General features: G+C 67.5%; 16 protein-coding genes, 2 pseudogenes and 1 riboswitch. Of the genes and pseudogenes, 8 read left to right on the top strand and 10 right to left on the bottom strand.

What is annotated here, in order from left to right; genetic code table 11:
* Nucleotides 1-20 precede the first annotated feature (20 nt).
* The 3 genes from ACI3KU_RS09775 to alr are packed head-to-tail and all read right to left on the bottom strand — an operon-like array spanning nucleotide 21 to nucleotide 4,230.
* Nucleotides 21-2,135, bottom strand: a complete 2,115-nt coding sequence (locus ACI3KU_RS09775; RefSeq protein WP_404922122.1) for a CapA family protein — start codon at nucleotides 2,133-2,135, stop codon at nucleotides 21-23.
* The gene (locus tag ACI3KU_RS09780; RefSeq protein ID WP_404922123.1) at nucleotides 2,132-3,094 is read right to left on the bottom strand and encodes a D-alanine--D-alanine ligase; all 963 of its coding nucleotides are present in this window, start codon (nucleotides 3,092-3,094) and stop codon (nucleotides 2,132-2,134) included. The genes ACI3KU_RS09775 and ACI3KU_RS09780 overlap by 4 nt, the downstream gene beginning before the upstream one ends.
* Nucleotides 3,091-4,230, bottom strand: a complete 1,140-nt coding sequence (gene alr / locus ACI3KU_RS09785; protein ID WP_404922124.1) for an alanine racemase — start codon at nucleotides 4,228-4,230, stop codon at nucleotides 3,091-3,093. Before alr ends, ACI3KU_RS09780 begins: the two co-directional genes overlap by 4 nt.
* Nucleotides 4,231-4,354: 124 nt before the next feature.
* A riboswitch (FMN riboswitch) is annotated at nucleotides 4,355-4,510 on the top strand.
* A 107-nt stretch (nucleotides 4,511-4,617) separates the two neighbouring features.
* Between alr and ACI3KU_RS09790 the strand changes: the two genes are divergently transcribed.
* The 3 genes and pseudogenes from ACI3KU_RS09790 to ribH all read left to right on the top strand — a co-directional run bounded on the left by ACI3KU_RS09790 (nucleotide 4,618) and on the right by ribH (nucleotide 6,337).
* Complete coding sequence (locus ACI3KU_RS09790) at nucleotides 4,618-5,247, top strand: riboflavin synthase (protein ID WP_404922125.1); 630 nt, start codon at nucleotides 4,618-4,620, stop codon at nucleotides 5,245-5,247.
* Nucleotides 5,244-5,840: pseudogene (gene ribB, locus ACI3KU_RS09795) on the top strand (3,4-dihydroxy-2-butanone-4-phosphate synthase); the annotation flags it as partial. The gene ACI3KU_RS09790 and the pseudogene ribB, both read left to right, overlap by 4 nt.
* Before the next feature lie 29 nt (nucleotides 5,841-5,869).
* Nucleotides 5,870-6,337: a 6,7-dimethyl-8-ribityllumazine synthase gene (ribH, locus tag ACI3KU_RS09800; RefSeq protein WP_404922126.1), complete on the top strand. Its 468-nt coding sequence runs from the start codon at nucleotides 5,870-5,872 to the stop codon at nucleotides 6,335-6,337.
* A 457-nt stretch (nucleotides 6,338-6,794) separates the two neighbouring features.
* Here the strand turns inward: ribH and ACI3KU_RS09805 are convergent, their stop codons facing one another.
* Together ACI3KU_RS09805 and ACI3KU_RS09810 are read right to left on the bottom strand one after the other, a co-directional pair.
* Nucleotides 6,795-7,394, bottom strand: a complete 600-nt coding sequence (locus ACI3KU_RS09805; RefSeq protein ID WP_404922127.1) for a hypothetical protein — start codon at nucleotides 7,392-7,394, stop codon at nucleotides 6,795-6,797.
* Between the two features lie 67 nt (nucleotides 7,395-7,461).
* Entirely contained in the window at nucleotides 7,462-7,923 is a 462-nt protein-coding gene (locus ACI3KU_RS09810; RefSeq protein ID WP_404922128.1) for an Lrp/AsnC family transcriptional regulator, read from the bottom strand.
* Between the two features lie 92 nt (nucleotides 7,924-8,015).
* Between ACI3KU_RS09810 and ACI3KU_RS09815 the strand changes: the two genes are divergently transcribed.
* Nucleotides 8,016-8,459 carry a rhodanese-like domain-containing protein gene (locus tag ACI3KU_RS09815; protein ID WP_404922129.1) on the top strand — a complete coding sequence of 148 codons (444 nt, stop codon included), beginning with the start codon at nucleotides 8,016-8,018 and terminating at the stop codon, nucleotides 8,457-8,459.
* 9 nt (nucleotides 8,460-8,468) lie between these two features.
* Here ACI3KU_RS09815 and ACI3KU_RS09820 read toward each other — a convergent pair.
* Together ACI3KU_RS09820 and ACI3KU_RS09825 are read right to left on the bottom strand one after the other, a co-directional pair.
* A pseudogene (locus tag ACI3KU_RS09820) lies at nucleotides 8,469-9,453 on the bottom strand (alcohol dehydrogenase catalytic domain-containing protein).
* Nucleotides 9,450-10,751 (bottom strand): cytochrome P450, encoded by a 1,302-nt coding sequence (locus ACI3KU_RS09825; protein ID WP_404922130.1) that lies wholly within the window; start codon nucleotides 10,749-10,751, stop codon nucleotides 9,450-9,452. Before ACI3KU_RS09825 ends, ACI3KU_RS09820 begins: the two are co-directional and overlap by 4 nt.
* 223 nt (nucleotides 10,752-10,974) lie before the next feature.
* Between ACI3KU_RS09825 and ACI3KU_RS09830 the strand changes: the two genes are divergently transcribed.
* Nucleotides 10,975-11,487 carry a DUF2231 domain-containing protein gene (locus tag ACI3KU_RS09830; protein ID WP_404922131.1) on the top strand — a complete coding sequence of 171 codons (513 nt, stop codon included), beginning with the start codon at nucleotides 10,975-10,977 and terminating at the stop codon, nucleotides 11,485-11,487.
* 69 nt (nucleotides 11,488-11,556) lie between these two features.
* Here the strand turns inward: ACI3KU_RS09830 and ACI3KU_RS09835 are convergent, their stop codons facing one another.
* Both ACI3KU_RS09835 and ACI3KU_RS09840 read right to left on the bottom strand, forming a co-directional pair.
* Complete coding sequence (locus tag ACI3KU_RS09835) at nucleotides 11,557-11,772, bottom strand: DUF2795 domain-containing protein (protein WP_404922132.1); 216 nt, start codon at nucleotides 11,770-11,772, stop codon at nucleotides 11,557-11,559.
* Nucleotides 11,773-11,774: 2 nt separating this feature from the next.
* A complete protein-coding gene (locus tag ACI3KU_RS09840; protein WP_404922133.1) occupies nucleotides 11,775-12,218 on the bottom strand; it encodes an Hsp20/alpha crystallin family protein in 444 nt (147 codons plus the stop codon).
* Nucleotides 12,219-12,334: 116 nt separating this feature from the next.
* Between ACI3KU_RS09840 and ACI3KU_RS09845 the strand changes: the two genes are divergently transcribed.
* Nucleotides 12,335-12,634: a MerR family transcriptional regulator gene (locus ACI3KU_RS09845; RefSeq protein WP_404922134.1), complete on the top strand. Its 300-nt coding sequence runs from the start codon at nucleotides 12,335-12,337 to the stop codon at nucleotides 12,632-12,634.
* A gap of 16 nt (nucleotides 12,635-12,650) precedes the next feature.
* Entirely contained in the window at nucleotides 12,651-13,199 is a 549-nt protein-coding gene (locus ACI3KU_RS09850) for an AAA family ATPase (RefSeq protein WP_404922135.1), read from the top strand.
* Between the two features lie 23 nt (nucleotides 13,200-13,222).
* Here ACI3KU_RS09850 and ACI3KU_RS09855 read toward each other — a convergent pair whose 3' ends face one another.
* A complete protein-coding gene (locus ACI3KU_RS09855; RefSeq protein WP_404922136.1) occupies nucleotides 13,223-13,558 on the bottom strand; it encodes an endonuclease/exonuclease/phosphatase family protein in 336 nt (111 codons plus the stop codon).
* A 719-nt stretch (nucleotides 13,559-14,277) separates the two neighbouring features.
* Between ACI3KU_RS09855 and ACI3KU_RS09860 the strand changes: the two genes are divergently transcribed.
* On the top strand, nucleotides 14,278-17,601 hold a 3,324-nt coding region (locus tag ACI3KU_RS09860; RefSeq protein WP_404922137.1), incomplete at its 3' end, for an SdrD B-like domain-containing protein.

Raw genomic sequence — 17,601 nt, forward strand, 5'->3', positions numbered from 1 at the left:
CTGCCCGCGCCGCGCGCGGACTAGGGCATCACCAGATTCCCCTCGCTGTCCACATGGATGGCACGATCGCCGAAGTCCCGTGCGCCGCGCTCGTCCATCACCCGCGCCGCCGCATGTGACGCGTCCGGCACCGGCACGCCGTCCTCCTGCTCGAACCGCACAGATTCCAGTGTCCCCGCGATCAGAGCACCGTCGGTCCGCAGTCGCAGGCTCAGGTACGCACCGCGCCGGGTCTCCTCTTCGGCACCGAACACACCCCCACCCCCGAAGTTACCCAGACTGTAAGCGATGATCCGGCCGCGGTACTCCTCCATGCCTCGCAACACGTGGGGGCCGTGTCCGATCACGACATCGGCACCCGCGTCGATCGCCGCGTGAGCGAACGCCACGGGATCACCACGGTTCTCGCCGTACATCGTCTCGGTGCCGGGACGCACGATGTCGGCGCCCGGTCCCTCAGCCCCCATGTGGGCGTGCACGAGCACGATGTCGGCCTTCGCCGCAGCCGCACGAACGACAGCGCGCACATGACGGAGATCGGTCAGCCGATTGAACCCGTCGTACGGCGCGAACCCCACGACGGCGACGACGGTGTCACCCACGGTGGTCCAGGCGATCTCATCACGCTCCCCAACCGTGCGGATGCCGACGTCAGCGAGGGCGTCCCGAGTGTTCGCGAACCCCGCGTCGCCATAGTCACGCGAGTGGTTGTTCGCCAGATTCAGCAGGTCGAAGCCCGCCAGCGCCCCGACGACATCGGGATCACTGCGAAACGACAGGCACTCCCCCTGACCGCCGCACTTGTCGTATCCGGTGTCGTCCGTGACCGCCTGCTCCAGGTTGCCGGTCACCAGGTCCTCGGTGAACCACGGACGCACCGCATCGAAGTGACCGAGCCCGCGATCATCCGGGACCCGGTGCCCGGTGTCATAGACGAGGACGTCTCCGACCGCGCCGATGCTCACCTCGCCGGCTCGCTGCGCGGCGACCTGTGGCAGCGCCGCGGGCGGTGCCGGGAGTGCGGAGGCCGCGACGGCGACCACCCCGACCGCGCTCAGTACCGCCGCGCTTCCGACCACGCGCCAAGGGATGCGTCCAGCACCGACGTTGCGCGTGGGCAGATCGAACAGCCAGCGAGGACCGTCCTTCTCGATCCAGGAGCCGAGCAGCGCACTGACCGCCGTGATCCCGACGGTCAGCAGCACTGGGAGCAGCACCGCCGCGACCAGCTGAACGACTCGGTGTCCGTCCGACACCGCACCGACGATGAGGGCGTCGACGAGCACCAGGATCGGCATGTGCAGCAGGTATACCGGCAGCGTGTGTCGGCCGAGACGCACCAGCCATCCGCCGATCATCGGGACTCTCGGGAGCATCGGTGCCAGTGAAAGCCCCATCGCCACGCCCACCACAGATAGCACGGGCCAGACGCCCGGCACCGTCGCCGCATCGAGCAGACGCATGCCGGCGTAGAGGAATCCGTAGCCGACCACCAGGAACAGCGCGACCTTCGGGTGCGGCCGAGCGGTGAAGTCGAGGATCGCCGGCGCGAATCGCGCACCGATGAGGAAGAATGCCACGTTGTAGAGCATCGAACCGCGATTGCTCACCACGTCGATGAGGCCCGCAGCCACGAGCACCGACAGCGCGACGGCGGGAACAAGCACCGCCCAGATCGGCACCCCGCGCACCGCACGCGCCAGCAGGAAGTACAGCGCGAGCGCGGAGAGATACCAGGTGTTCGGCGGACTGATCGTGATGGCCTCCAGGAACTCACCCACACCCCGCGGCACGAACGTCGGAAAGTCGGGGAACGCCCACATCGCCGCCGTGTGGATCAGGGTCCACAGCAGATACAGGTAGACAAAGCGCAGCACCCGTGGCCGAAGGACACGCGCCCATGGACGCGAGAGCGCGTCAGCGGCGAACACTCCGGACACCAGCAGGAACAGGGGCATGAGGAAGGGCCAGATGAGGTCGCTGAGCAGCCCCCACACCCCGGGAATCGGGATGCCGATGCGCCAGTCCACCTGCAGGTACGTCTTCAGCACGACATGCCAGAAGACGACGAGCAGGATCAGCGCACCCTTCAGCGCGTCCGCCCATCCGAGGCGCCCGTGACCGGGCGACATCATGCCGGGATGCCGATCGGCTCCGTGACATGTGCGGCCGCGACCAGTTCGGCGATCAGCTGCGGGTACTCCACGCCGACCGCCGCGAACATGCGCGGCACCTGGGACTGCTCGGTCATGCCCGGCGACGTGTTGACCTCGTTGAGCACGGGCCCCGTATCGGTGACGAAGAAGTCGAATCGCGCCACACCGCTGCACCCCATCGCCTCGTACAGTGATGATGCGACCGCGCGGATCGCGGCGTCCTCTGCCGACGAGATCTCCGCCGGGAGAGTGAACCGCGCCGTGCCGTCGTACTTGGCATCACGGCCGAAGACGCCGCCGTCTTCCACGCCGATCTCGAGAGTGGATCCCAGACGCAGCCGACCCGTCGCATCGCGGAACACCGCGATGTCCACCTCCCGCCCCCGCACGTACTCCTCCACGAGCACGGTCTCGCCCGACTGCCGGGCATGGGCGATGGCGTCCGGCAGCTGAGCGCTGTCCGTCACGACGGAGACGCCGTTGCTGGAACCGCCGGAGGCGGGCTTGACGACGACGGGCAGCGGCATCGCCACGGCAGCGGGCGCATCGGGCGTCAGCAGCACTCCGGCCGCGGTGCGGATGCCCAGCGCGGCAGCCACGAGCTTGGTGAGCCACTTGTCCATGCCGATCGCTCCCGCGCGCACGGGCGAGCCGACATACGGGATGCTGCACAGGTCGAGCAGACCGGCGACGGCCCCGTCCTCGCCGTGCACACCGTGCAGGGCGGGATAGGCGACATCGCACTCGCTCATCAGCGCGATCGCCCGCGCGGCGGACAACGTCGCCCCATGCCGATCGCGCCAGGCACCGGCGTCATCGATGGTGAGCGCCACGCTCTCCCACCCCAGCAACTGCACGGCGTACGACACCCCCGCCGCCGATGCCAGCGACACGACGTGCTCGTCATTGCGGCCCCCGCCGATCACAGCGACTCTCATGATGGAACTCCTTCCGCGCAGTGCGCGCGTTCGATGGTGCGATGCACGCGCGCCACCCGGCTGCCCACGTGCGTGACGATCTCGTGCTCGATGGTGTGGGACCAGGTAGCCCACTCGGCCACGGTCGGCTCACCGGCGTCGCCCGGGCCGAAGAGCGTCACGCTCTCCCCCGGTTCCAGGCGGTCATCGCCGGTATCGACGACGAGCATGTCCATCGAGAATCGACCGACGATCGGTCGACGCCGTCCACGCGCAAGCACCTCGGCTTGACCGGACGCTTCGCGCGGCAGGCCATCGCCGTACCCGATCGGCAGCAGCGCCAGATGCGTCGCGTGATCGGCGACGAAGTCGTGCCCGTACCCGACGCCCGTACCGGCCGCGGCGTCACGGGCAGACACCACGGGTGCCGTCAGCGTGAGCGCTGGGCGCAGAAAGCTTGTGGAATGCGAGGGGTCGATTCCGAAGAGTCCCGCACCGATTCGATGCATGTCGAACCCCGCTCCCACACCGGTCAGCGTGGCCGCGGTGCCAGCCAGGTGCAGCAGGCGGGGTGCCAGTGCGCGGCGTCGTGCCGTGCGCACGGCGTTTCGGAAGATGAGGCGCTCACGCGCATTCTGAGGATGCTCCGGCACGTCAGCGCAGGACATGTGTCCCATCACGCCGACGACACGGACGACACCGGCGACCTCGTACCCGTGAGCCAGCGCACACAGCTGCGCCCACTCCGAGGCGGGGCAGCCGTCACGCGAGATTCCGAGATCGACGTGGAGGTGTACGCGGGCCACGCTCCCGACGGCCCGCGCAGCCAGGGCGACCGCGTGCAGCAGGTATGCACCGGACACGGCGAGATCGATCTTCGCCGTCACCGCCAAGGCGAAGTCGGCATCGGGTGAGTTCAGCCAGCTGAGGATCGGCGCATCGATCCCCGACGCCCGCAACGCGAGGGCCTCCGCGATCGACGTCACGCCGATCGCGCACGCCCCGGCGGCGAGCACCGACGCCGCGATCGATCCGTGCCCGAAAGCGTCGGCTTTCAGCACGGCCATGACCCGACCGCCGGTCAGCTCGGCGAAGCGGGCCGTGTTCTCTCGGATCGCCTCGTCGTGCACGACAAGTTCAGAGACGCATGAGGACATGGATCCAGCGAACACAAAGCCGTGTTGCCCCGTCGTATGCGGTTTTCGATATGCGGACGATATGTGACGTCGTGCCAGCCCGACGGGCCGCGCCGTGTGCGCACGGGGTTACACTCAAAGCGACACACGTGCTCCGGGGTCGGTGAGAATCCGAACCGGCGGTGACAGTCCGCGACCCGCAGAGGCTTGCCTCTGCGGTTGACCCGGTGAAATTCCGGGACCGACGGTGATGGGTCTTCGCTTGCGAATGACCCGAGTCCGGATGGGAGGCAGCACGGGTCGCAGATGGATGCGCTGAGCGTGCCGTCGGCGATCGCGCGTTCCCTCTTGCGCACCCGGACACGGCTGACAACAGCCGGAGCCGCAGGCGTCCGGGAGAGGAGAACCATGTTCACCGGACTGATCGAGGAGATCGGCGAGATCGTTCGCGTCACCGCGGGCCCCGAGGTGGTGCGATTCGCGGTGCGTGCCCCGGAGGTTGCCGCCACGGCGAGCCTCGGAGAATCCATCGCGACCGACGGCGTCTGCCTCACCGTGGTCGCCGTCGCCCCGGCAGGCGCCGCCGACGAGTACGAGGTCGAGGCCATGCCGCAGACCCTGCGCGTGACCACGGCAGGCGAGTGGGCTCCGGGCGCGCACGTCAATCTCGAGCGCGCGCTGCGTGCGGACGCTCGCCTGGGCGGGCACATCGTGCAGGGGCATGTCGAGCAGACCACCGAGGTGCTGTCGGTCACCGATCACCCCGACTGGCGCGTTGTGCGCATCGCTCTGCCCTCCGAGGCCGCACCGCTCGTCGTGGACAAGGGCTCCATCTGCGTCAACGGCATCTCGCTCACGGTGTCCGCCGTGTCCGCCGCAGCCGAGACGGCCGGGTGGTTCGAGGTGTCGTTGATTCCCGCGACCATCGCGGCCACGACCCTGGGCGCCGCACGAGCCGGCACGCGCGTGAATCTGGAGACGGACATCCTGGCCCGCCACGTCGCCCGCCTCGCGGAGTTCGCCGGGGTGTCCCGATGACCGGCATCCCGGCAGCGCTGAGCGCCCTGCGTGCGGGTCGACCGGTGCTGGTCGCCGACGATGAGGGTCGCGAGAACGAGGGCGATGTGATTCTGTCTGCCCAGCTCGCCACCCCCGAATGGATCGCGTGGACGGTCCGTCACACCAGCGGCTACCTGTGCGCGCCACTGCCGGCCGAACTGGCCGATCGGCTCGAGCTTCCTCTCATGGTGGAGCGCAGCCAGGATCCGCGCGGCACGGCCTATACGGTGTCCGTCGACGCTGCCGCCGGCGTCACGACCGGGATCAGTGCGACCGATCGAGCTCGCACGCTGCGCGCGCTGTCCGACCCCGGTGCCACGGCGGCGGACCTCATCCGGCCCGGGCACATCCTGCCGCTGCGCGCGGTGGCCGGCGGTGTCCGCCAGCGCGCCGGCCACACCGAGGCCGCCGTGGATCTCATGCGTCTGGCGGGTCTCTCCCCCGTTGCCGTGATCGCCGAGGTCGTGCGCGACGACGGCGAGATGATGCGACTGGCCGAGCTGCTCGAACTCGGCGCTGCCGAGAACATCCCCGTCATCACCATCGAAGAGCTTCGCCAGTTCCTGGACGCAGCGGAGAACAGCCTGAAGGGACATGCAGCATGAGCGGTACCGGACCCGAACTGGAGGTCGACGGCACGGGCCTGCGTGTCGTGGTGATCGCGGGAAGCTGGCATACGACGATCTCGGATGGGCTGATCGCGGGCGCGGCGCGCGTGCTCGACCGGGCCGGAGCCGAGTGGGCGCTGGTGCGGGTGTCCGGCAGCTTCGAGCTCCCCGTTGCCGCGCAGGCGGCCTTCGCCGGAGGTGCCGACGCGGTCGTTGCGCTGGGGGTGATCATCCGTGGCGGCACGCCGCACTTCGAGTTCGTCTCCGCTGCCGCCACCGACGGCCTCACGCGGGTGGCGCTGGATGCCGGCCGTCCCGTGGGCTTCGGCGTGCTCACCCTGGACGACGAGAAGCAGGGACTCGATCGCGCGGGCTTGCCCGGCTCGCAGGAGGACAAGGGCGCCGAGGCGGCGACGGCGGCGCTCAGTACGGCGCGCACGCTGGCTCAGCTTCGGGCGTGATCGGCTGATCCGACGCCGCCCGGCACCGAATCAGCGGGGTGGTGCCGTGGTGGCTCGGGCAGCGACGTCGAGAAGCTGGATCTGCCGGGACGAGGCTCGGCTGGTGGAGATGACCGGCCTTCGGTAAGCGCCCACCCCACGCTGGCTCAATCCTGGGTCAGCTTCCGGCCGGCTGTCCGCCGATCCCGAACTCGGGTGAGATCGCACGCTGCACGCGCGCGGGTTTACCTCGCAAAGCCGTTCGCCGCAAGCCGGTATCGGGCTGTTCCTGAGCCTGCCTAGGGTGCAGTCATGAACCCCTCGCCCCCTCACTCCGATCTGCCCCGGGATTCGCCGCCGGTCCCCAGCGAACCCGCTGCGCCCGCATCCGCCGACTCGTCCGAGCGCAGTCGCGCGACGAAGCCGATCCCGATCCCCAGTTTCCAGCCCCCTCGCACCACGCGGCGGTAGTTAGCGATCAGCTGGCGGGATACGCCGCCGACGGATCCACAACGTCGATCACGTGCGCGCCGTCCCCACTCCCCGCGGCCAGTCGCCACACCCGGACGCGCTGGCCGATCACCGGCACCTGGGACTGCAGGATCGCTCGGCTGCTCGCTGTCGGCAGACTCCAGCGACCACGCACCTCGTTGCCGCCGTCCATCAGCACGGTCACCTCGAACGAGCCGACCTGCCCGTCCTCCTGCGTGGAGACCTCTCGCGCGATCACCCGTGCGTGCTCCACCGCACGCTTCGGCGCGCGCGACCAGAGGTCGCGCGCTTCGGCACGAGCACGCCCGTCACGCACGGCACCGATGTAGGCCAGCACCAGCGCGGTCACCAGCCCCGTGATCATGACGGTGAACAGCAGGGAGAACCACACACCGGGGGTCGGCTCGGTCCACAGCAGGAAGATCGATCCCGCCGCCACCACCGCGGCAGCGACAAGCAGCACCGCGATGATCACCCGGGCCGAACGGCGCAGCGGCCGCACGATCGGAAGCGTGCTCGGGGCCGGCTCATCGGAGCCAGGAGGAACGAATCGCACCACATGGCCGGGGAGAAGAATCGATGCCATAGCCGCACGATAGGGCATGCAGCGATCCGCGTCATCCCTCGGGAGATGACAGATCAGTGACGTCTTTTCAGCGCGGCGGAAGGACCGGTCGAGTGGGCAGCGGGGACGAATAGGCCACGCTCGTCGTGACGTTGCCCAGCGTCCCGATTCGCCCGCTGATCTGCTCGAGGTGCTTCATGTTCGTGGCGAGCACCTTCATGATGAAGCAGTCATCCCCGGTGACGTGATGCGCCTCGACCACCTCGGGAATCTCGGCAAGCAGCGAGTGCAGCGGTTCGTAGACACTGCTCGGATACCGTAAGCGCAGATAGGCCAGGATCGAGTACCCGAGTCGCTCGGGATCCACGGTGGCGGCATAGCCTGTGATCACACCGCTCTCCTCCAGCCGGCGCAGTCGCTCGGCGGTGGCGCTGTGACTCATCGTGATGCGTCGCGACAGGTCAGCAACGCTCAGCCGACCGTTCTCCTGGAGGGCGACGAGGATCGCGGTATCGACGTTATCGGGCTCAAGAGGGGAAGCAACGGCCATAGCAGCAGATTGCCACGAAAATCCCGTCGGTCGAGGGGATCTGCCGCGAATCCGGCCTGGATTCGGCTCAACGCCGCGAATAACGTGGCGGCATGACCGCAACAGCCGTTTCCCCTGATGTCCTCGTCGCTCACTTCGCCGGCAAGCTCACCTTCGAGACGGACCCGTCCGATGTCCGGGCCGACCAGCAGAACAGCACCATGTTCGTGCTCGTCGACTCACGCGGCGATCAGGCGTGGGCGCAGGGACGAATCACCGGCGCCATTCACCTGCCCACGGCGCAGATCGCCGCCAGAGCGCGGACTGAGATTCCTCTCGACACCCCCGTCGTCGTGTACTGCTGGGGCCCCGGCTGCAACGGCTCGACCCGCGCCGCGCTGGAGTTCGCAAGACTCGGCTACCAGGTGCGCGAAATGATCGGTGGCTATGAGTACTGGGTGCGCGAGGGTTATCCGGCCGAGGACGATCAGGGCGCTCTCGCATCCGCCATCGATCCGCTGACGGCACCGCGCGGTGCGATCAGCTGCGACTGCTGACCGCGGCGATCAGGGAGTGAGGACCACCTTGATGCACCCGTCCTCCTTCTTCTGAAACGTCTCGTAGAGTCGCGGACCCTCCGCGAGCGGGGCCGTATGCGTCACCAGATCGGTCACTCCCAGCGGTCCTCGGCGTCCTCGACCAGGGGCAGCAGCTCCCCTGTCCACCGACGCACGTTGCACTGGCCCATGCGCAGCGAGATCTGCTTGTCGAACATCGTCTTCATGGGCAGGAGATCCGCGTCACCCGCGTACACCCCGCTCAGCGAGACGGTGCCGCCACGGCGCACCGCGTCGATCGACGCGTAGAGCGACGCGAGTCGATCGACGCCGGCGTGAGAGAGCAACGGGCGACTCACGGCTTTCGGCAACATCGCCGCGCCGCGCTGCGCGATTCCCGCCATGGTCGTGCGGCGAGTTGCCCCACGGTGCCGAGTCCCATCACGAGCAGAGTTCCCCCTGCGGGAACTTCGGCGTAGACGACGCCCTGCCATGCGGTGGGCAGAATGTCGCTGAGGAAGAGGTATCGCTCGTCGGGCAGTTCCGCTCCCACACGGATGCAGTTGGCATCGGCGAGGGCGACTCGCAGGAATTCGGCCTGCCCACCGGGAACCTGACCGTAGAGCTTGGTGTAGCCGTAGAGGGAAGCCCCCGTTTCATAGTGGGTGTTCTGGGTCGTCTCACACTGCGACTGCAGCCCGTGGCGGCAGAAGAAGCAGTTCCCGCACGCGATGGTGAACGGCACCACGACGCGATCACCGACGGTCACAGTGCTCACCTCGCTTCCGACATCGACCACCACACCCATCGGCTCGTGACCGAGAATGTCGCCAGGATCCAGGAAGGCGCCCAGAAGTTCATACAGGTGCAGGTCGGAGCCGCAGACAGCCGTCGAGGTGACGCGGATGATCGCGTCGGTGGGCGTCATGATCTTCGGGTCTGGCACAGTCTCCACGGTGACGTGTCGACGACCCTGCCATGTGAGCGCTTTCACGCCGCCCCTCCCTCACGCCCCCGCGGAATCGGGCATCGGCGTATGCGTCCACCGGATGCCGGTTGAGTGGGGAGCCGACGAAGGTTCACGCCGAGCCCGTGATCGGAGATGGCCACGCTCGGGTCGCTGAGCGCCGCCACGGCGACGGTCAGTCCGGTGATCGCGAGCTTCTCCCCCGGGCACCGATGTCCGCTCGCCACGTCCGCGCCGCCATGCGGAATGAAGGCGCGGATCGCCTCGAAGTCGGTCGCGCCGATGAATCGCTCCGGGTGAAACTCCGCCGGGTCGTCCCAGGATGCCGCATCGGTGTTGGTGCCGAGGATGTCGAGCACGATGCGTCCGCCGGCGGCGACACGCTGTCCGTCGACCGCGGTGTCGCGCAACGCCCATCCGGGGAGCATCGGAACGAACGGGGCGGTGCGGCGCACCTCCTGCGCGAATGCGGTGGCAAGCGCTCCATCTCCCAGGGATCCGCCGGCCTGCGTCTCGGCCGCGATGCGTTCACGCCAGGTCGGGTGATCGTGCAGCTCTCGCGCGGCGAAGGCCACGAATCGCGCCACCGCGACCATCGGACGAATCGAGTTCTGCAGCTCCACGCCGGCGAGCTGCGCAGACAGCAGCTTCCCGTTCTCGTCGCGATGGTGAGCCCAGACATGGAGGGCAGTGCCCTCGTCCGGTCGAAGCTCCCCGGCCCGCACCGCCGCGATCAGCCGCGCAGCATGACGATCCGACCACCAGCGGTTGATCGCGGCGAGCGCGAATCCCGGCGCGTACGGCGTGCCGAAGCCGTCGACGATCTGCGCCAATCGCATGGCCCACCGAGTGCGTGCGGCCGACGTTCCCGGAACGCCTGCCCACTGCATCGCGGCACGTCCGAAGGCGCCCACCGCGGCATCGTATGCCGACCGCGTGCCGCCGTCCCGCCAGGCTTCCAGCTCGTTGCGCCACTCCTGTTCGACCAGAGGCGCGAACCGATCCACCTGCGCATCGTCATAGGCCACGTCCAGGAAGGCGGCCTTGCGGTGATGATGTGCCTCCCCGTCGAGACTGTGCACAGAACCGTGTCCGAACAGGATCTCCTGCACCGGGGCGGGCATCGCGCCATGACGCGCGACCCGCTCCTCGTCGTAGAACGCGTCCACGCCCTCAGAGCCTCGAATCAGGATGGCGTCGCTGCCCAACAGACGCATCGGTGCGGCGCGGGAGCCGCGGTTGACGCGCGACCATACGCGCTCGCTCAGCCGGTAGCCGTACGCGATGAGACCGAGCGCGTCGTCCACGTGGGGACCTGTATTCACTGCCTGTTCCGAGCGAGTCGTCTGCTCCATGCCTCCGGTCTACCGGGCAGATCCCGCGACCCGGTTCGGGGTTTCGCGCCGGGCTCCCGCGTGCTACAGGGCAATGTGGTGTCTCACGATCGTGCATGGAGCTCGCCCGCAGCGACATGGAATCGCCATAGCGCGGTGGTTCCGGACGGTCAAGCCCCTGCGCCTTCGCGTGGGCGGGGCGTGCACTGGTGGCATGACTGCGACTCCTGCTCCGCCGGACGCGCACCGGCGCTCCAAGACCCCCCGCACGGCGTTGGCCGGCCCTTACGGCCATCCGCTGCACGCCGCATTCGTCACGATTCCGATCGGCGCCTGGTTTGCCAGCCTCATCTTCGACGTGATCGCGTTCTTCGCCCGCGACCCCGCCGTCTTCGCCGCCGGAGCGAACACGCTGATCATCATCGGCCTCATCGGTGCCGTGCTCGCCGCCGTGTTCGGCCTCATCGACCTGTCCCAACTCGCAGCGGGCACGCCCGCGCGCCGCACCGCCATCACCCACATGACGCTGAACCTCGTCGTCGTGGTGTTGTTCGTGATCGACCTCGTGCTGCGCGTGGCCACCGAGCTCCCTCTCGCGGCCACCTTCGTCCTGAGTCTGGTGGCTCTCGCCACACTCGGCGTCTCGGGATGGCTGGGCGGGAAGCTGGCGTACCACTTCGGCGTCCGTGTGGCCGATGAATCGGCCCAGGCGACGGGGTTCCGCTGAACTGACCATCAAGCAGACGAAGGACGGAGCCCCCGTGAGATTACGGGGGCTCCGTCCTTCGTCACGGCGTCACACGAGCACAGGCTCGCGCGGAACGCCGATGGTGCGCGGTGCCAGAGCGCGGCGCACGTGCCAGCCGGCCGGGTAGGTGCGATCCGGCAGGCTCTCGATCAGCTCCCGATCGCGCTCACTGAGCGCCTCGCGTGCCGCCTCGCGAAGGAGGTCATCCTTCGTCGCGGGGTACTCCATGTCCCGCAGGAACCGATCCATGGTGAACGGGACCATGATCAGCCCTCCTCTGCAACGGCGGCGGTGCCGATCTCCGCTCGCTGGCGTGAACCGTGCACGGTGATGCGACGAGCACGCGCGCGCTCACTGACCGGGATGATCACCGACAGCACGCCGTTGTCGTACGACGCGCTGATCCCGTCCAGATCGACGCCGTCTCCCAGCGCGAACTGGCGGAGGAAAGAGCCCGCATCCCGCTCTCGCGAGAACCAGCGAACGCCCTCGGGCGATCCCATCGTGCGCTGCGCTCGGATCGAGAGCTGCCCGCCGTCGACATCCACGTCGATCGACCCGGGGTCCATCCCGGGAAGATCCGCATGGAGGATGTAGCGGTCGCCGTCACGGTACAGGTCCACGGGCATGCGCCGCGGCCCGCGGGGAGACTCGAGCACGCTGGCCGCGAGTCGATCCAGCTGACTGAGTGTGTCGAAGGTGAGTGCCATTGTTGTTCTCCTTTCCTGCGGCCCGACTGGGCTGTCATGTTGATGCAGGTTATCTGCATCGGCTGATGTAGATTTTTTATAGATCAGATCGCGGAGAATTTCAACCTGGAGGAACAATGGTCGGTCGTGATGGCACGACCCCGGTGTACGGCATCGCCGTCGCCGCTCAGCTCGTCGACATGAACGAGGCGAGCCTGAGGCTATACGAACGCCACGGCATCCTCACTCCGGCGCGGAGCGACGGCGGGACTCGTCGCTACAGCGATGAAGACATCACGCGCCTGAAGCGCGTCGGACGACTGCGTGACGAGGGGATGAACCTCGCGGGCATCGGCCGTGTTCTCGACCTCGAAGACGAGAACCAGGTACTGCGGAACGAACTCGAGGCCGAGCGCGGCGGTGCCGAATCGCGGTGAGGCATATGCTCCGCTCATGCTGATCGTCGTCTCGGGCACCCATGCCAGCGGTAAGAGCACCCTCATCTCCGACTTCGCGCACCGCCACCCGGAGGCGACTGTCGGGGGCGACATCTTCGATCTGGTCGACGAAGATGACGACCGCCCCAGCGCAGGGATGTTCGCCACACAGCTGCGAGCCGCAGCGGATCGAATCCTCTCTGCGCCCGCAGATCGTCTCTCCATCCTCGAGCGGGGGCCGCTGGACTTCCTCGCCTATCTCCTCGCTCTGGAGCAGCTCTCCGAGGACTCCATCGACCCCGCGCTGTGGGAACGTGCCCGACACATCACGGCGCGTGCCATGGAACGTATCGTGCTCCTGGTGGTCCTGCCGTTGTCTGATCGTGACAGCATCCACGTGGCCGACGAGGAGGACACCGCGTTGCGGTCCGCGATGAACCTCGCCCTCCTCGATCTCATCGACGAACGCGACCTGATCGGATCCGGGACTGTCCTCGAACTCAGCGGCACTCCCGAGGCGCGCGCCGCGGCGCTGGAAGACGCGGTGATCCGGTTCACGCGATGAATCAGGCTGCGCTCGCCCCGTGATCAGACCGGTTCCAGCACCGCTATCACGGGACGATGGTCGCTTCCCTTTCCCTCCGTCTCCACCACCTGAAGTGACACCGCCCGCCAGGCCGCACCCGCCAGGACATGATCGATAGGTGCCACCAGCCAGGCTGGCGCGGTCGATGGCCACACTCCCAACGCCGCTGCCCCGATGGTATGCGCCGCATCACGGCACCCCGGCATCTCCGGGAGGTGATCCAGCGTCGCGTTGAGGTCGCCCGCGATCACCACACGAACGCCGCGTGTCGCGCACTGCTCGGCAACCCAGTCCAACCCGTCCCGCCATGCCTGCATGCTCGACGGCAGCGGGGGCACCGATCGAAATACGTTGTCGCCGAACTGTCAGTACAAGTGTCACGAGAGCGGTCCCCGCTGCCACAGTGACCAGCGCCGTTCCCAGCGCAGCACGAAAGGAGACGAGCTGGGCGAAACCGAGAGCACGCTGGGCGCCGAACACCTGCGGCCAGACGAGCAGGAGGCAGCCGAGCGTCACGATCAGGAGACCAGAGAAGGAAAGCCAGGTGCCGATCCTGCGCGGTCGCGGACGCCGCCCATCTGTCGTACCCGTCCGTCGACTCATCCGACCAGCCTGCCCGCCCCGCCCGCGCAGTTCCTGAGCGGACGATGCCGATGCGGTGCCACCACGGGACTTGACCCGGCCGGGGGATGATGCTGAGGCGTCATCGGCGGTCATCCGCCGTGACCCCAACTCTGGGGTCATTTCAGCAGTGGCATCCCAGGCGCGAACGTTTGCTCACCGCTGCGCCGCGTCGTTGCGACACCCCATCCGGAGCCGCGGAGCACGGGAATTGTGGGATCGGGCACTACCGTGAGCCGTCGACGAGAGGCACAGGAGAATCGTTGCGCAACACCCGTCCGATTCTGGGTGCTGACTGGCCGATTCCTTTGAGACTGCTGTGCCGATAGGTTAAGAATGCTGGCCCCCCAAGACCAGCTGCCCGCGCGCCCGGGATCCCCGACAGGCGCGGTGCACTCTGCGTGCGCGGCGACGCGCAATCGAACAGGAGTGATCTGTGAAGAGGCTCATCGCAGGAGGTGCGGTCGGAGCTCTGGCCGCCACCCTGCTGACCGTGGGAGGGGTGAGCCCAGCCGCTGTCGCAGCGACCGGTGACGGCACCATCTCCGTCACGGTCGTCCAGGATACGAACGTCAACAAGAGAGGCGACGCGGCGGATGTCCCGCTGGCCAACGTTCAGGTGCGCATCACGGATGTCGCCGGCGCTTCGCTCACCGTGAACACCGATGCCACCGGCGTGGCAACGCTGGCCGGCGCGGACAACACCCTCGCGGGTGGTCGTTACCGCGTCGAGGTCACCAACCCGAACAGTTTCCGCTATTCCGAGGCGCAGATCACGGACGACCATTCCGACGCGGCCAGCTTCGAGCCGGCGGTCTCCTTTGTCGATGTGCGCAGTGGCGCAGATGCGAACGTCTCGGTGGGGTATGTCGACTACTCCACACTGGGGATCGACGGCGCGCGAATCTTCTCGGCTGTCCAGCCGGACAACGCGGGACTCGGCGGCACCGGCACTGGCGTCTACAGCGTGAACTACGACCTCACTGGCCCCGTCAACGCGGTCACCGACCGCAGCGAGCTCGGCGCCGTGTATGGCATCGGTATCGACAGGGACATGACCCAGCTCTACGTCGGTGCCTACGCGAAGCGCGGATCTCTCTATGGCCCCGCGGGTGCGGGCGGCTTGTACCGCGTGAACAGCGGCACCGGCGCATGGGAGACGTATGCCACGGTCGCGGACGCCGGTGACACCGAGCACGTGATGGAGCCCGCCGGCAGCCCCTACGTTCAGCAGGACTACGCCTTCCGCACTGCGGTCGGACGCGAGTCGCTTGGTGACGTCGAGGTGTCCGAGGACAACAAGTTCGTTACGACCGTGAACCTCAACACGCAGTCTCTCGTCGTTTTCCCCGTGCAAGAGGGGTTGAACCCTGCACCGATCCAGACCCTCAAGGTGGCAGCCCCCGCTGACTGTGTGAGCGACTGGCAGCCGATGGGCCTTGCCGAGCGTGGCACCAGTCTGTTCGTCGGTGCCGTCTGCGGTAGCGACCTGCGTGCCTTCGTGCTGGAGTACGAGCGGGCCACGGACGGCACCCTGGGCGCGACCCCGGTCAAGACACTCTCCGGCGACGTGAGCGCGACGACGCCGCGCGCCGGCCAGAACGGTCCCGGTACCGGCCTACAGCTGCACAACGACTGCCAGCCCGTGGACTGGCGTGTGTGGACGGACGAGGTGCCCCAGAGCTGCATCGACAACGGACGATTCCTCCCGAACACTGCCCCGGGTGTGCAGTTCGTCGTCCCGCAGCCGATGCTCGGTGACATAGAGTTCACCGACGATGGCCAGATGATCCTGAGCTTCCGCGACCGCAGCGGCGACCAGTACGGTCTGGCGCTCTACATTGGTCAGAAGAGCGCAGACACGCCTTCGTACGCGGCAGTCGTAGCGACCGGTGACATCGTCAACGTTCCGGCGGACGCAACGACTTTGGACTTCGCCACTATGACGAACCCCTTCGACGACAACGGTGGTGGGCACAACCAGGCCGCGTACTCGGGTATCACGTCCGTCCCGGGAAGCGGCACGATCGTCGGAAACATGGTTGACGCCAACAACATCTGGGGCACGAACGGACTTCGTGCATGGGATGCCGAGACCGGCGTCTACCGCGGCGGCAACATCGTGACTGTGGACTTCAGCAAGTCGATGGGCCTCGCCGACGTCGAGTCGCTGGTGCTGGAGCAGTCGCAGCAGATCGGTAACCGCATCTGGTCCGACGTCGATCAGGACGGCATCCAGGACCCGGACGAGGCGGCTATTAGCGGTGTCCAGGTGAGCCTGTACGACGCTGACGGCAACGTCGTGGCGACGACGGAGACGGATTCGAATGGCGAGTACTGGTTCGACACCGCGGATGGCGTGCTCCCCCGCACGTCCTTCGAGGTGCGCCTGGATCGCGCGATTGACTTCGAGGCGGGTGGACCGCTGGCCGGATACACCCCGACCGCGGCCAACCAGGGCCTCAACCGGGGCATCGACAGCAACGGCGTCACCACCGAAGGCGGACTTGTGTTCGCCGCGGTGACAACTCCCGCTGCCGGTATCAACGACCACTCGATCGACTTCGGTTTCGTTCCGACGCTCGTCTCGGTGGGCGACTACGTCTGGTTCGACGCGGACCACGATGGCATTCAGGACGCGGGCGAGACGCCGATCGCAGGTGTGGAGGTCATCCTCTTCGACCGCAACGGTGTCGAGGTCGCACGCACCACGACGGACGCCAACGGCTTCTATGCCTTCGGTGACCTGGTGGCGAGCAGCGAGTACACGATCGAGTTCCCCGCCACCGTCGAGGTGGATGGGAAGCAGGTTCCGCTGACGCGCGCCGACCAGGGCAGCGATGACGGGATGGACTCGGACGCTGACCCCGCAACGGGCCGCGTGACCTTCACCACCACCGCGGATGGCGACAACTCGATCCTTCCCGGTGAGGTTGACCTGCCCACGATCGACGCGGGGTACGCCACGCCGGTGCTCGTCTCCGTGGGTGACTACCTGTGGCTCGACGCGGATCGTGACGGCATCCAGGATGCCGGCGAGAAGCCGGTTGCTGGTGCCGAGGTGATCCTCTACGACGCCGAGGGTGTCGAGATCGCTCGCACGACGACGGATCAGGACGGGTACTACGCGTTCCCGGATCTGACGGCTGGTGCCGACTACTCGATCCAGTTCCCGACGACGGTCACCGTGGGCGGGAAGGAGTACCCGCTGACGAAGCAGGGTGCTGGCAGCGACCGTGGTGTGGACTCCAACCCGGGCACGGACGGAAAGTACGCGTTCACAGCCCCGACGTCGGGTGAGAACTCGACCGCTCCCGGCCAGGCCGATGACCCCACCATCGATGCGGGTTACGCGACGCCGGTGCTGGTGTCGGTGGGTGACTACCTGTGGATTGATGCGGATCGTGATGGTGTCCAGGATGCTGGTGAGAAGCCGGTTGCTGGTGCGACCGTGGTTCTGTATGACGCTGAGGGTGTTGAGGTTGCTCGTACGACGACGGATGAGAACGGGTACTACGTGTTCCCGGACCTGTCCCCGTCGACGGATTACACGATCGGCTTCCCGACCACGGTCACCGTGGGTGGCAAGGAGTACCCGCTGACGAAGCCGGGTGCTGGGTCGGATCGTGGTTCGGACTCGAACCCGGGTGCGGATGGCAAGTATTCGTTCACGTCGCCGGCGAAGGGTGGCAACTCGACTGCTCCGGGCAAGGCTGATGACCCCACTATCGATGCGGGTTATGTCCCGCCGGTGCTGGTG

This window comes from Microbacterium sp. ZW T5_56 (assembly GCF_044987425.1).
Taxonomy (GTDB): domain Bacteria; phylum Actinomycetota; class Actinomycetes; order Actinomycetales; family Microbacteriaceae; genus Microbacterium.